Consider the following 15,811-nt stretch of genomic DNA (forward strand, 5'->3'; position numbering starts at 1 on the left):
GCGATTACAGATTACTATGAAAATGATTAGAAAAATGAAAACAAAGCTTACACTATTCAGCATATTGGTATCCATTGCAATGTTTTCATGCAATACATCCAAACCGAAATACAAGAGTTATAGCGGCGATGCCGAAATTGAACGAAAAGTTGATTCTGTTCTCTCTTTAATGACATTAGAGGAAAAAATTGGACAAATGACTCAGTTCTCCGGAAGAGGTGATATTACAGGACCGGAAATGCAAAATGAGGTAATGCCCTATCTTAAAAAAGGTTTGGTAGGAAGTATGTTTAACGAAGCAACTGTTGAAAAAGTCCGGCCGCTTCAGGAGGCTGCATTGGCAGAATCAAGACTAAAAATTCCTGTGCTTTTCGGATACGACGTCATTCACGGCTTTAGAACCATATTTCCTATGTCGCTTGCAGAATCATGTTCCTGGGATCTTGATTTAATAAAAGAAAGTGCCCGGATAGCTGCAACAGAAGCTGCTGCCGAGGGCATTTCCTGGACTTTTGCACCAATGGTTGACATTGCCAGAGATGCTCGCTGGGGACGCGTAATGGAAGGTGCCGGAGAAGACGTTTATCTTGGAAAACTGGTTGCCACAGCAAGAGTTAAAGGTTTTCAGGGCGAAGATTGGAAAGATTTAAAATCGACCAATACGGTGCTGGCCTGTGCCAAGCATTTTGCTGCCTACGGAGCGGCAGAAGCTGGTCGTGACTACAATACAGCTGAAGTTTCGGAACGCACACTAAATGAAATCTATCTTCCTCCTTTTCTGGCTGCAAAAGAAGCCGGTGTTGCTACCTTCATGACTGCTTTTAACGAAATTGGCGGCGTACCATGTACTGCGAGCAAATATTTATACAAAGATATTCTTAGAGACCGATGGGACTTTAGAGGTTTCGTAGTTACCGACTACACTGCAATTAACGAATTGGTAGAACACGGTATTGCAAAAGACGAAGCTCAGGCTGCAGAACTGGCAGCAAATGCCGGAATCGATATGGACATGACAGGTGGTGTTTATCTGGAGAACCTAAAAGCTCAGGTTGAAGCCGGAAAAGTAAGTGTGGAAAGCATAGATATCGCGGTAAGTCGAATTCTGGAAATGAAGTTTTTACTTGGCCTTTTCGACGATCCTTATCGATATATGGATGAGGCCAGACAAGAATCAACCCGAATGAAACCGGCATTTCTGGCATCAGCAAGAAATATTGCGAAACGTTCTGTTGTTTTACTAAAAAACGAAAACATATTTCCAATCGATAAATCTTCAAAGAAAACGATCGCTTTAATTGGTCCGATGATTAAAAATCAGAGCAGTTTAAACGGAGAATGGGCCGGTCGTGGAGACAGAAATCAAAGCATTTCACTGTTTGATGGATTACAAGAAAAATACAAAGGTTCAAATATTCAATTTACCTATGCTCAAGCATGTGATTTAACGGGAAATGATAAATCAGGATTTAAACCGGCACTAAGTGTTGCAGGCAAAGCTGATCTTGTTCTTGTTGCCATGGGAGAAGATTTTAACTGGTCAGGCGAAGCTGCCTGCAGAACAAATATTCAGCTGCCAGGCGTTCAGCAGGATTTTCTAAAAGAGCTTAAAAAACTAAATAAACCAACAGGTTTAGTACTTATGAACGGTCGTCCGTTGGATTTATCGTGGGAAAATGAGAATATGGATGCGATTGTAGAAGCCTGGTATTTGGGAACAACAGCAGGAGATGCTCTTGCCGATGTTATTTCCGGAGATTACAATCCTTCCGGAAAGCTAACCTTATCTTTCCCCCGCAACATTGGTCAGGTTCCAATTTATTACAATGCGAAAAACACAGGTCGCCCAATCCCTAAAAATGATCCTGATGCAGATTATAAATCCACTTATATCGATGTTGAAAACTCTCCTCTTTATCCTTTTGGATATGGTTTAAGTTATACCACATTTTCGATAAAAGATGTGAAATTAAATGCGAATACTCTTAAATCAGGAGAGCAATTAACGGTAAATGCCACGTTAAGCAATACTGGTAATGTTTACGGAGAAGAAGTGGTGCAATTGTATGTTCAGGATTTATACGGAAGTGTAACCCGTCCTGTGAAAGAATTAAAAGGATTCGAAAAAGTAGGATTAGAGCCAGGTGAAAGTAAAGAAATCCAATTTACAATTTCGGAAGAAGATTTAAAATTCTATGATATTAACATGAATTTCGTTGCCGAGGAAGGTGATTTTAAACTTTGGGTAAGTAATAATTCATCCAACGAATCGAACGAACTTTCATTTCAGTTTAAGCATTAGTTTATCAATAGTTAGTTTTATTAGTTATAGCGGTACAGTTTCTAAATTGTACCGCTGTTTTTTTTTGCTTTCAGCCAACAACAAATAAGATTCTCACAAGTTAAAAAGAATACCAAATTAATATCAATAGTATTATTTGTTGCCACCCAAAAGGCGGATTACCTCTTTCAGAATTTCATTTTCAGTGGTAAGCTTCTCTATTTGTGGATTGATTGGGTTTTCGATATTGAGCTCTCCGGCGAGTATCTTAAAAAAATTGACCTGAAGTATCTCACTAATCTTAGCCAGACGATCGGTTTGAATGTCTGGCTTTTTTAGAGTGCTGTAAGTGGCATTTAAACTTAAGCCAAGCTTTTTAGCCATTGCAGCTATGCTCACTTCCTGCTTTTTCATTTCTGATAAGATCAGCTCGTTGATGGGAATCGTTTTATTCGAAGTCATGCTTAAAAATAGTGATAATAATTTACATTTTGCAATAATCAATCAACTTAAATGGTAATTTATTCCCGTAATAAGATAATTAATCACGGAAAAATAGTATTAACATACATTATTTTTGCAATAATACATATTCCTGTGGTTGCATCATACTGTCCCGAGGTGGTATCGTATAGTCCCTTGGTAGCATCACACCGTCCCGAGGTGATATCATATAGTCCCTTGGTAGTATCACACTGTCCCGAGGTGGTATCATATAGTCCCTTGGTAACAAGTTGCATTCCCATGGTAACATATTGCATTCCCGCAGTAGCAAGTTGCATTCTCATGGTAACATATTGCATTTCCGCAGTAGTAAGTTACATTCCTATGGTGGAAACATACAGATCTGCAGCAATAATAGTAAATCACCAACAAACCTATGCCAAAATGTTTCTTTTAGATTCAAGTCATACTCTGGCATAGACGGCTTGATTGCAGTGAGACTCTGACCAACTTATACGAATGCAGTGACAACATCCGTTTACATAGTGGCACAATTGTACCGAAATATTCAATCTGTTTCAATCAGCAGACAAATCAATACCTCATAATCACTTTGGTGAGATTTTCATCGGGTTCCAGCTCCATTTTTTTTCGTAGTCTGTATCTGCTCACCTCCACACTTCGAACTGTAATTCCCAAAAGCATCGAAATTTCTTTCGAATTCATATTCATTTTCAAAAGAGAACACAATCGCAGATCCGCAGGAGTTAAATTTGGATAATTCTGTCTCAACCCATCGTAAAACCCACTTTGAGATGCGGCAAAATGCCGCTCAAAATCGAGCATGTCCTTTTTCTGAGTCAGCTGTCCGTTTATTACTTTCAAAATCTTATCGTAATCGCGGTGAGGAAAACGCCCTTCCAATTTGTGGAACATGATATCCAATTCGCGTTTTATTGTATTTAACGATCTGTCCTTCTCAACCAGAGCATTGGCTGAAACCGTTAATTTTCCCTGCAGATTCTCCAGTTCTTTCTGCAAAACATCATTCTGAAGCTGCTCTATTGTCGATTCGTTTTTCTTGTGTTGATCGGTATGTTTTTTCTCAATGATATTGGTCTGTTTCTCCAAAATGCGTTTATTAAAAACAATCAGTAAACCAACACAAACCACCAGCGATAAAATGATAACAACAACGCCTGTTTTTGAAGCAAACCAAGGAGGCAAAATTACGAATGGGTATTCTACCACATTTGATCTGCTGCCGTCGGAAAATACAGCTCTGGCCTGATATACATATTCTCCGTGCGGGATATCATTTATTGTATTTACACTTTCAGTTTCACCTTCAATCCAATCGTCGTAAAGATTTACAATACGGTATTGATAGGTCACATCGTTAGGACCATAGTTAACCGAATTAATAGTAAATTCCAGAGAATTATCTCTGTTCTTAAGTTCCAAAACCTTGTTGTTGTGCAAAGGCAGTAAAATTCCCTTATTACCGACACCTTTTTTCCCCTTTACAACTTGGGTGATGACCAATGGCTGATGCTTGTATACATCATTCGATTCATTGGGAAGGATAGCAAAACCATTCTCCAAACATAAAACACTGGCATCTTTGTTAATTGAAATATTCTGATACTTATCGGGAAATGAAAATTGTTTATCCAAGGTGAAAGCACTTACAAAACTCATCGAATCTGCTGTGTTTTTCATGTAAACAGCCTCATTATCGGTGATAACCCAAAAATGGTTTTGATCGGCATTTACAATATTTACAGCCTTTTTAAAACGTCCCAAAGTGTTATTCAACTTGTTAAAAGGCAGCATTCTGTCCGTGAGATCATCATAAGTGTAAATCTCCTCTCCTGTTGTTACAACCACCCGGTTGTTAACTGTAAAAACATTCAGCTGATATTCTGTAGGCAAGCCTGATTCCAATCCAAAATACTTGTTGGATACTACCTTTCTAAAATCACCAGACAGCGTCAAACGATTCAAGCCTTTTATTTCATGACTGATCCAAACATAACCTGCATGATCAACCTCAATAAACCGACATGCACCTTCAAATCCATCAACAAAATGAGAAAAAACCCACTGGTTATTTTCTCTTTTAAACATTCTAATCTTAAAGTAGGTAGACTCTATTAACCATTCCTGCCCGTTTTTTTCAATAATTTCAAAATCAGTACCTCCAATTGCTGTTGACAATGGATAAGCGTTTCCCTGATCCAATTTGAAGATACCATTATTGCTGCCACACAAGAGTTCGCCCCTTAAAATTTCCAATTTCCAAATGTGCCCGGTAATTCCCTCTAAAAGGGATAATTCCCTAAAATCCAGGTCTGCATAATCCTTATCAAATTTTGAGCAAAGAACCCCGTTATTTGTTCCGATATAAATGTATCCATTGTGTTTTATGACAGAATAAATTGCTGACGGAGCATTATCCATATCTATTTTATACTCAATGGTCGAATTTAAGTCGACATAAGACAATCCATTATCCATTCCCAGCCATAAATCTCCTGAATGATCGAGAGCCATTCCCAAAACAGTATTGTTTTCCAGTTTAGACTGCCGGTCGATGTGACTAAGGATTTTACCATCATGATTAATAATGTATAAACCACCCAATAAGGTTCCTATTGCATATGCAGTATCACCAATGGAAACGGCAGAATTTACATCTTTTGAAGACAATACCTCATTGGCTTCACAATTCCATTTCTTAGTTTTTCCATCCTTTAAAATATGAAGTCCTGATTTCCCATCGCCAACAATAATACCCCGCTCGTTGGGCAAATAAAAACGGATGGTTGCATTTTTTGCAAAATCGGAATCAGCAATAACTTTAATCTCCCCGGCTTCTATTTTACAAATCCCCCGACCGCTGATTCTTGAATAGACTGTATCATTTACCTTTCCTAAAAACATCAGTTCACCTCCCGGCGCTGCTGATTTTACCTCTTCGGTTTCCGTATTGTATATAAAAAGTGTTGGGAATGACTGAAAAAGAATTTCTTTTCCGCTCTTAACAATGGACCAGATTCTCTCACTGGAAAACTTGTAATCGTTTAATTTTTCGGCTAATGAATAATAATTTAATACGCCTAAACTGTCCCTCTTCCAATATCCAAAATCTTCATAACAACCGGAATACAATCTTTGGCTCTGCTCATCAAACAGCAGAGATCGAATTGCCGATTTAGATCTGTGCTGATGCAAAACCCAATCTTTCCCGTTGTATTCAAGTACACCGCCGCTGTTCCCAAAATAAGCCCTCCCAAGCTCATCAAATGCTACAGCCCAGTTCTGGCTCATTGCCTGGTACTCACTTCGATCGTGATTAATCACAAAAATCCCAAACGGCTTTTCGATTGCGGATATAAAAGTCGTCTGAAAGAGTAAAAATAAAAGAAGAATTAAATTGGCAGGTTTCATAGTTGCAATTCGATCTGGTTTCCTACAAATATAAAAAAATCAGAGACGATATTACCTGATTTAATTGATCTTGCAACAACATAGTAAAGAAAAAAGGAATTAAAAATTTAAGAATATTACTATTTTAAATCTCATCGAAGGTTTTAGCGGAATCCTCGCACAAATTAAGCAAGGTTTGTAATTCAGTTTTAGTAAATGAACGGTACTTTCCAACTTTTAAGCTGCCTAAGGAGATGTTCATAATCCGAAGCCGCTGCAGGGTTTTCACATTGTAATCCAGATATTCGCACATTCTGCGAATTTGTCTGTTTAATCCCTGAGTCAGAATTATTTTAAATGTAAAATCATCAACTCTCCAAACTTTACATTTCTTAGTTACGGTATCTAATATAGGAACACCATTTCCCATTTTTTTTATAAAATCGGAAGTAATTCGTTTATTCACCCTTACAACATATTCTTTCTCATGATTGTTTCGTGAGCGAAGTATTTTATTCACGATATCGCCATCATTGGTGAGAAAAATAAGTCCTTCACTCGGTTTATCCAATCGCCCGATTGGGAAAATCCGCTCCGGATAATTAAGGTAAGTTATGATATTCCCTTTTATATGAGTATCTGTAGTGCAGGTGATGCCAACTGGTTTGTTAAATGCCAAATAAATATTTCCTACTTGCCTGGTAATGGTTTGTCCTTTTACCTTGATCGTATCCTCGCTGGTAACCTTAACACCTAAATCGGCTGTTGTTCCGTTCACCTTAACTCTCCCACTTTCAATCAGCTTATCAGCCTCTCTTCGTGAACAATATCCTGTTTCGGCAATTGCCTTATTTAGTCGTTTTAATTCCATTTTTTCTCTACTTCCATCCAATTGAAATGCAAAACTACAGTAATTAATTAATTATCTGAAAAGAAGAAGCTTTTCTTTGAAAAAACCTATTTAAAAATGCCGAGGCTGTTCCTAAAAACAACACCCCAACCCGAAAGGTTGAGGTGTATTTTATTATTCTGAGGCTAAAAATAAGGAAGAAACAAAAGTTGTATTTTGCCGAATAGGGAAATTAATACAAATCTTCACGGTACCGACCAGCACCAATCAGGCGATCAAGATAAAAACCTGGTACTTCCGATTCCCCCTTATGTTTCTTCTCATACAATTTAAGGATTGTCTGACGAACGCCCATTCCCATTTTTAAAGATCCGCAAACATAAATGCAAGCGCCTTTGTTTAGCCATTGATAAATTTCATCAGCATTCTCATGAATTTTATCCTGCACATAAATCTTGTTTTCATCATCTCTTGAAAAAGCCGGATCAAAACGGGTAAGAACACGGTGATTCAACCATTTTTTTATTTCTTTTTGATAAAGAAAATCAGATTCCTGATGTTTCTCGCCAAATATCAACCAATTATCACCGCTTTTTTGCAATTCCTTTTCCTGTAAAAAAGCCCTGAAAGGGGCAATCCCAGTACCTGAAGCAATTAAAATAACCGGTACATCTGATTTTTCAGGAAGACGAAACGAATTGCCTGACATCAATTTAAACTGCACTTGTGTGCCTACTTGTAAGCATTGATTCAAGTAAGTTGAACAGGAGCCTTTCCTTGTTCTTTCCCTTACATTAAATTGCACTTGTTTTACAGCTAGGTGAATTTCTGCAGGATTGCATTGCTGACTCGATGCAATTGAATAATATCTGGGAAGAATTCCCGGCAATACCGAAACAAATTCCTGAGCATTCATCTCACAAGGAAAGTCGATCAACAAATCCAACAAATCATGTTGACCAAGATATGCATTCAATTGATCCTCTGCTGAGATTAGCTCTTCCAACTGCTTGTGTTGAGCAAATTGCTGATATTTACAGATTACACTCTTACGTAGAGTTGTTATTTCCAGTTTGTTTTGCAAAAGATGCCCCAGCTGAAATTCAACATTGTCGAAAATAACCGATTGCTCTCTTGACCAGTGAACCGTTTTGAGAATTTCAGTGACCAATTCGCAAGGATTTTGGGGAATAACACCAATAGAATCGCCTGGTTGATAAGACACCTGCAATGAATCAATGCCCAAAACAAGATGATATATCCCGTCAGAAGAACCTTCATTCAAACGGTATTTTTCTTTGATCAAAGCATTGTGATAGTGAACCTCTTGATCAGTTTCGATTGTGATTTCCTCTGTTGCTGAGGTTGAAAGGTGCTGATTCAGAATTCCGGTAATCCAACTGACAGCATTCGGTCCAAACTCCGCATCGCAGTCAGCCCGTGGGTAAAAACGGCTGGCTCCAAGTTCGTTTAAACGTTCATCAATATCTTTACCTGTTTTACAAAAGAACTCATAACTTGAATCGCCCAAAGCACATACCGAATATTGCAGATTTCCCAAGTATTCTTCCTGAGAAAACAAATAATTGTAAAAACGAATAACTGATGGCGGAGGATCTCCTTCGCCATGTGTGCTTGCAACAATCAGAAGCATTTTTTCATTCTTTACTAAATGAACCGGATAGCTTGACATGTTGACAACTCTTGCTGCCAATCCGTGTTTTACAAATTGTTTTCCGGCCTCGTTGGCAACAAAAGCAGCATTACCTGATTTTCCTCCGTAAAGAATTGTAATGTCACTTTTTCCTGAATCAGATCTCCAAAAAAATAATTTTCGAATAGCAGACTTTATCATTTTTATCACTTGAAAAGAATTAGAAAAGAGAAATTTGCTGACGATTCCTGCGGCGTTTCCACCACATCAAAAACCCGGTGACAGGTAATGAAGCACAAATCAGGCTAACTAAGAACGCGAGTATTTTGCCAGGAATCCCCAAAATAGCACCCACATGAATGTCGTAATTGGCTGTTATCAGCTTTTCACCAAAATTTTTATCGGAATGTTTGCGTTCCTTAAGCAGTTTTCCTGAATACTGATCAAATTGCAGTTGGTGATTAATGTAATACATGCCTTCTTTTTGCTGCACGTAAACATTTATCACTCCAAGACTATCGGTCGGAAACGAAATACGAAAGGCATTTGCATCAGCATATTTTTTTCGGGTTTGACTAAACGCCTCATCAACCGGGCTTGTCGCAATGTAATTTCCGGGCGATGATTTTTCCATGCTTACATCAGGAGGACTCGTTGTTCCTGCTGCCACGACATAAACTGCAGCCTGAAACCACCTGAATGCCCAAACCATCCCGGTAAGGGAAATTAGTAAGGCAAAAACAATGCTGTAAAAACCAAACACATTATGCAGATCGTATAATTTCCGGTATAATTTTGTTGGTTTCTTCCATTTTATATTGAATCTGTTTTGAGCTGTTTTAAAACTTTTCGGCCACCATAAAACCAATCCGGAAATTAGCAAAATCACAAAAATAAATGTACTCCAACCTACTATGGGCTGCCCTATTTCTGTTTTCAACAACAAACTCCAATGCAAATATTTCACAATATTGAAAAAATCTAACTTTTCGTTGTAAACAGCTTTTATTTCCCCCTTGTAAGGATCAATAAATAAAGACTCATAATGCTCGATGGAACTAAAATAGGTCAATCCTTCAGGATTAGGCTTATAAGTATAAAAAACCCATGCTTTTTGAGGATCATTATAAATATTCACCCAACTTATTTTTTTCTCAGTACCAAACTCTTCCTCTGCCTTTTCCCACAATTTACTTACTGGAATTGTGCTGTCAGCATGTTTTTCCACATAACTTGCATCCATCCTTCTCCATTCCGTAATTTCTTTACTAAAAGCATAAATACATCCAGTAAGAGAAACAATCAAAACGATAACTCCTGAAGTTAAGCCTAACCAAAGATGAATTTTAGCAATTGCATTTTTTATCATGATAATCAATTTAAATAAACAGAAAACATTCATCTGTTAGAAATAGTTATTGCAAATCTCCTTTCCGCTTTAAGCAGAAAGGAGATTAGATCACACAAAATTTATAAAGTCTTAAAATTTATAGCTGACATTTAAGCGGAAGTTGGTTCCCGGCTCTGTTTGCCAATAATAGAATCCCGAATATCCACTTCCTGAATACAAATATTTATCCAGTAAATTATTAATGTTTAAGCCAACTGAAAAATCTTCGTTTTTCCACGAAACGGCACCGTCAAGTCTAAAATAATCCGGCAAAATAGATTCGTTGCCGGCCCCCCAGGCCCACGATGACCGATCAACCTGATATTGATAACCAAGTCCCAGACCCAAGCCTTTTAATCCCCGAGATTTAAATTGATATTTTAACCAACCATTTGTCATGTGTTTGGCATGTCCGGCCATGCGGGTGCCAACTTTGGTTGGATCGCTGTCTTTTGAAACCTTTACATTAGTATTTGCATAGTTCAAAATCAGGTTCAAACCGCTTACGATTTCTCCCTGGATGTCAAACTCAAAACCTTTTGATTCTGCCTCACCCAATTGAATGCTGTAATTCACGTCTTCCGGATCACTTGTCAGTACATTTTCTTTGGTGATTTTATAAAAAGTAAGAGATGAATTCCATCGTCCATTAGCCCACTTACGTTTAATCCCGGCTTCCAGGTCATGACCTTCAACCGGATCAAAGGCTTTTCCATTTTTATCGCTTCCCGATTGTGGCAGGAAAGATTGATCGGACAAGGCATAAACCGACGTATTTTCATCAATAGAATAACTAATTCCAAAGCGGGGAGTTAGCACCTCATCATTTGTAGATGCTCCATAAACGTCCGTTTTGTAAGAAGTATATCTCCCCGCCAGGGTTAATCTTAAATGATTATCAAAGAAACCCAATTCATCCTGTACATATAAAGATGAATAGCGGGTCATTTGTGCTGCCGGATAACTTCCATTATAAGCACGCTGGCGAATACTCATACTTCGGTCAAAAACAGGCATAGCCGATGTGTGTACACTGTGAACCGGATTGTAAATATCAATAGGATTATCTACTCCGCCCAGAGAACCTCCCTGAAACCAGTCTGCATAATACTCTTTGTCACCTATATCAATTCCGGCAAGAATGCGATGGTTGATTGCCCCTGTTTGAATTTCGCCATTTACAAAAGCTTGTCCCAATTTCGCAGTGCTAACAGCATCACCAATACTTATGTTGCGATAAACAAGACCTTCGGTTGATACAGAGTCAGCCCATAATGACGAACCAATCTGTTCGTAATTTACATATCCTAACTGGGCAGTAAATGTCCAGTTTTCGTTTAGTTTGTGCTCCAAATTAACAAAAGCATTGTGTTCACTGATGTTGGTAGGGTCTATATTAGGCTCCAGTAAAGTAAAATCACGGGGCAAATCGCCAAAGCCATTTGGAGAAAAAACATAGGCCGACCCAATATTAGACATTTTAGAATGCTGATAAATATATTCTGCTGTTAGTGTCGTTTTTTCATCAATCAGAAATTTAATTGATGGTGCTATGGTGTAACGGTCATTAAACTCATAATCGCGGTGAGAATCTTTTGTAGAGCCCATTAAGTTTAAGCGAAATAACAAACGCTCATCTTTGCTTAATTTACCCCCCAAATCAACAGCCGTTCTTAACGTATTAAAGGAACCCATCATCAATGAGATTTCATTGGTTTGATCAGCTTCGGCCTTTTTGGTAACCACATTATAAAAACCACCCGGTTCACCTGAAGACAGCATAAAACCGGCAGGTCCTTTTACAAACTCAATACGTTCCACAATAGACATATCCTCGGTAAGTGGTCCCCATGGTAAATCTACATTCATTCCATTCCGAAAGGCAGGAATTTTAAATCCCCGCATATTGATCCTGGCAAAACTACCCCAATGTTCAATCATTTGTGCCCCACTGATATTCCTGGTTATGCTTTCACGCATATCGACCAGTTGCTGATCATCCAAAAGATCTTTCGTGACTACCTGAATGTTTTGAGCCGCTTCGAGCAAAGGTGTATTAAAACGCAAACTTTGTGATGATTTATCGGCAATGTAGCTTGAGTATCGATTCCCCATAATTAAAACTTCGCCAATCTTTTCGTCTGTTTTTTCCATATTGAAAGCCGGCACAACTGTTTCCTGTCCGGCAATCACACTAACGTTTATTTTTTGTGTTTTTAAACCAATAGATGAAGCTTCGAGAAGATATGATCCTTCGTCAACTTTAGAAATAATGTAATTTCCTTTTTCATCTATAATTGTTCCCTTATTTGTTCCGTTTAGTCCAATATTTACCAAAACACCTTCATTATCATCAGGAATGTTCACCTTTCCTGAAATTGTTCCGGTTTGAGCGTGTAATATTGTTGTAATAGTAATACATACTATCAAAAAAATTAACTTCTTCATTTTTTACTATTTTAATTAGGATTTATTTTAGATAGCAAATCTATTAGTTACTTAAACAGCTATCAATCCCAATAAATAGTGATTTACAATAAACAGGCGGCGAGCAATCCGATACTTAAATTACCCGATTATGACACAAGTAAAAAGCCATGACAAACACAGACACAAGATTGACTAACAGCAAATTAATTTACAAGCCAAATTCAAGTTCATTTGATTTTAACAGAAAAAAAATCATTCTGAGAACAGTTCATACATATCACTAAATACAGCTACTCTTAAAATATATTTGGGAGAATTTCACTCATTACAAAAATCACAAAAGCATTTGGAATAAATAATTGTGAAATTTTGAACTTTGACCTGGAAGGAAATAAATAAATTATAGTTACTGTAAGGATGAGCTATCAACTTCCTGAACAGTAAAAAATCGTATGCGAATTTTGATGACCTCGAAAAACAGACTTTCAGGACACTTTTAATGGAAAGCGAAACTGTAAAGCAAGCTTTAAAAACTTTATTTTACACACATTAATCTTTTGTGTGACATTGCAATGAAAGGATTTTTATTTTGAAAGTATTTTAAGCCTCAGCCGACTGTATTATTACCCGTTCACCCATCGACTGTATTTTTATTCTTCCACAATCGACAAACGGTTGGTTTCCACATGATAGAACAAAGGAGCAACTGTAATTTTCGGATATTTCACACGCAATCGCTTGGCTTCAGTCACTACAAATTCTATTTCATTTCCTATTTCGAACATGGGAGCAAAATTGGTAAAATGTTCTTCGGCTCTTTCAGGAGTCCAGCCGGCAGTACCAACCAAACCACTTATGAATTCATCCTTTCGGGAATGCAGATTAACCATGCCGCAATTGTTGTGACCTATCAATGCAATATGCTTAATTCCTCCTACCGAAATTGCGTATGAAACTTTAAATTCGCTGTAACGAAGGTTAGCTCCTCCCGACCGAATAATGTATGAAAAGTTTTCTGGAATGTGCAGATGTTTGCGATTATCCATACACATACCAACCAAAAGCTGGGCTTCGGTATAAGTGGCAAAAGGCCGTTTTAAGTTATGGAACTCCAGCAGCAATCCAATGGGTGTATGTCGGTATTCCGGTAAGATATCCTCAATACAATTAACAGGTAGCAGTCGATTCATGATTACGATAGATATTTCATTTCCACTAAAAAATCATCATTTTACAGTGGTATGGTTTAGAATGATTCTAAAGATAGCCAAATGATTCTTCTGTGCAAATCAGAAATACAAAGAAGAATTATTCGACCGGATAATTTTTCAACTGTCCCCATTCCGCCCACGAACCATCATAAAGATATTTGCTGTTGGTTCGCACCAGCTCGCAGGCCAGCAAAACAATGCAAGCACTTACTCCCGATCCGCAGCAAAAAACCAAGGGTTTATTCTTTACGGATAAACGTTCAAAAATCTCATTTAATTCATTTTTCGGCAGAAACATTCCTTTAGCCAAAACACTGGTAAAAGGAAGATTAATGGATTTTGGAATATGACCACTTTTCAAATTTTCCCTGGGTTCGGGAACTCTGCCCAAAAACCGGTCTTCTGAACGAACATCAATTACAAGGCTCTGCTCACTATTGATATTTTCGAGAATTTGTTCCGAATTCAAGACTGATTCCAGATTAAAATCAGCTTGAAAATCGCCCGGTTCCAATTCGATGGATTTCTGTGTCTCAACGTCAAAATTTTCTTTATTCCAAACCGGCAAACCACCATTCAAAACAGCAACATCATTATGCCCCATTGCTTTAAACAACCACCAAACCCTTGGGCTTGAATAGGTACCTAAATTATCGTAAACAACTATTTTACTATTCTTATTAATTCCCAGTTTACGGCACTCTGCGGTAAAACGATCCGGACTTGGAATCATATTTGAAATTGGATTGTCAGGATCACAAAATGTATTTTTCAAATCGAAAAAACGCGCATTTACAATTTGAACACCTTCGTATTCTGATTTTAACCCGGCCTTATTATCCTTTAGACTAGCATCAAGAATAAGCAGATTAGGGTCATGCAAATGCTGAGAAAGCCATTTGGCTGATACCACCGGTTGCAATTTGGTTTGAGTTTTTAACATGAATTAAAAAATTGAAGATTCAGTTTCGCTGGTAAACAGTTCCAAAAATTTCATTCCCTTACTCGAATTTCCCTTTTTATTCAACCTTGGACTCCATACTGCAATGCTGTATTGATTAGGAAGAATGGCAACAATACCACCGCCAACACCACTTTTCCCTGGCAAACCAACTTTAAACGAGAATTCACCAGCTTCATCGTAAAAACCACACAATTGCATCACAGCATTAATTCTTTTCGATTTACTGGAACTTAAAAATTTCTCATTAGTTATAGGATCTTTCCCATACGAAGCCAGAAAAAGGAATGTTCTGGCCAGCTCACTACAAGTCATTTCGATGGAGCACAAATTAAAATAAAAGTCCAAAACTGTATCAATGTCGTTACGGATATTCCCTAAATCCTTCATCAAATTGATTAGAGAAGCATTTCGATAACCTGTTGATTTTTCAGATTCTGCAATACGGGAACAATATTCAAGCGCAGAATTACCCGATAGACTTCTCACAAAATGAAGAAACTCTTCCTTAGGATTTTCCAGATGCTCCACTAAAATATCGCAGATTACCAACGCTCCTGCATTTATGAATGGATTACGCGGAATTCCCTGATCATACTCCAACTGAACCAGGGAATTGAAAGGAGTACCGGATGGTTCAACTCCCACTCTCTTCCATAAATCCTCATCTTCCAACTTGTATGCCATTACCAAGGACAAAACTTTTGAAATACTTTGTATGGAGAACTTTTCTTCTGAATCTCCAATGCTGTAATTTTCGTTCGTATTCGTGATCAAATGAACTCCAAATTTACTTGGATCAACATCACGAAGTTCCGGAATATACGACGCAGGACTCCCGGAATCCTTATAATCGTCCATCTTTTTTAAAATCTCCGTAAATATCTCTTGGTATTCCATAAACCAGCTTATTAAGTTGGCTTAAAGTTACATTTTGAACTGTAAAATCCTAATAGATTAAAATGAGTGTACAATACTCTATTTCCCATATGCAATACAAAGACAATAAGGATTTTGATCTAACTCTCTTCCAGTTTGTATTTTGTGGTGATTGAGAGTCATAATGCAATTTCCGGCTTTCTTAAATTGATTATTATTGGAAAAATGCTGAAAAGCTATCAAACAGCCGAAAATTATGTTCCTCTTTTTAGTCAAAGG

At 37.7% G+C, this 15,811-nt stretch carries 10 protein-coding genes; 1 reads left to right on the forward strand and 9 read right to left on the reverse strand.

Annotation, left to right across the window (positions count from 1 at the left end):
- Positions 1–34: 34 nt before the first annotated feature.
- Positions 35–2,302, forward strand: coding sequence for a beta-glucosidase BglX (gene bglX, locus ACHZAX_RS13250; protein ID WP_320019455.1), 2,268 nt, complete (start codon positions 35–37; stop codon positions 2,300–2,302).
- A gap of 132 nt (positions 2,303–2,434) precedes the next feature.
- Here the strand turns inward: bglX and ACHZAX_RS13255 are convergent, their stop codons facing one another.
- From ACHZAX_RS13255 to ACHZAX_RS13295, 9 genes are all read right to left on the reverse strand, one after another.
- Positions 2,435–2,743 carry a hypothetical protein gene (locus ACHZAX_RS13255; protein WP_320019456.1) on the reverse strand — a complete coding sequence of 103 codons (309 nt, stop codon included), beginning with the start codon at positions 2,741–2,743 and terminating at the stop codon, positions 2,435–2,437.
- A 576-nt stretch (positions 2,744–3,319) separates the two neighbouring features.
- Entirely contained in the window at positions 3,320–6,178 is a 2,859-nt protein-coding gene (locus ACHZAX_RS13260) for a helix-turn-helix and ligand-binding sensor domain-containing protein (protein WP_101309008.1), read from the reverse strand.
- A gap of 124 nt (positions 6,179–6,302) precedes the next feature.
- Positions 6,303–7,028 carry a 23S rRNA pseudouridine(2604) synthase RluF gene (gene rluF / locus ACHZAX_RS13265; RefSeq protein WP_320019457.1) on the reverse strand — a complete coding sequence of 242 codons (726 nt, stop codon included), beginning with the start codon at positions 7,026–7,028 and terminating at the stop codon, positions 6,303–6,305.
- Positions 7,029–7,239: 211 nt separating this feature from the next.
- Positions 7,240–8,862, reverse strand: a complete 1,623-nt coding sequence (locus ACHZAX_RS13270; protein ID WP_320019458.1) for a diflavin oxidoreductase — start codon at positions 8,860–8,862, stop codon at positions 7,240–7,242.
- A 19-nt stretch (positions 8,863–8,881) separates the two neighbouring features.
- Entirely contained in the window at positions 8,882–10,030 is a 1,149-nt protein-coding gene (locus tag ACHZAX_RS13275; RefSeq protein WP_320019459.1) for a PepSY-associated TM helix domain-containing protein, read from the reverse strand.
- Positions 10,031–10,141: 111 nt separating this feature from the next.
- Complete coding sequence (locus ACHZAX_RS13280; protein WP_320019460.1) at positions 10,142–12,499, reverse strand: TonB-dependent siderophore receptor; 2,358 nt, start codon at positions 12,497–12,499, stop codon at positions 10,142–10,144.
- A 632-nt stretch (positions 12,500–13,131) separates the two neighbouring features.
- Entirely contained in the window at positions 13,132–13,671 is a 540-nt protein-coding gene (locus ACHZAX_RS13285) for a carbonic anhydrase (protein ID WP_101309012.1), read from the reverse strand.
- A 118-nt stretch (positions 13,672–13,789) separates the two neighbouring features.
- Positions 13,790–14,635 (reverse strand): sulfurtransferase, encoded by an 846-nt coding sequence (locus tag ACHZAX_RS13290; RefSeq protein ID WP_320019461.1) that lies wholly within the window; start codon positions 14,633–14,635, stop codon positions 13,790–13,792.
- 3 nt (positions 14,636–14,638) lie between these two features.
- Positions 14,639–15,553, reverse strand: coding sequence for a glutaminase (locus ACHZAX_RS13295; protein ID WP_320019462.1), 915 nt, complete (start codon positions 15,551–15,553; stop codon positions 14,639–14,641).
- Between the last annotated feature and the right edge of the window lie 258 nt (positions 15,554–15,811).

Source organism: Labilibaculum manganireducens, from assembly GCF_963665805.2.
Classification (GTDB): Bacteria; Bacteroidota; Bacteroidia; order Bacteroidales; family Marinifilaceae; genus Labilibaculum; species Labilibaculum manganireducens.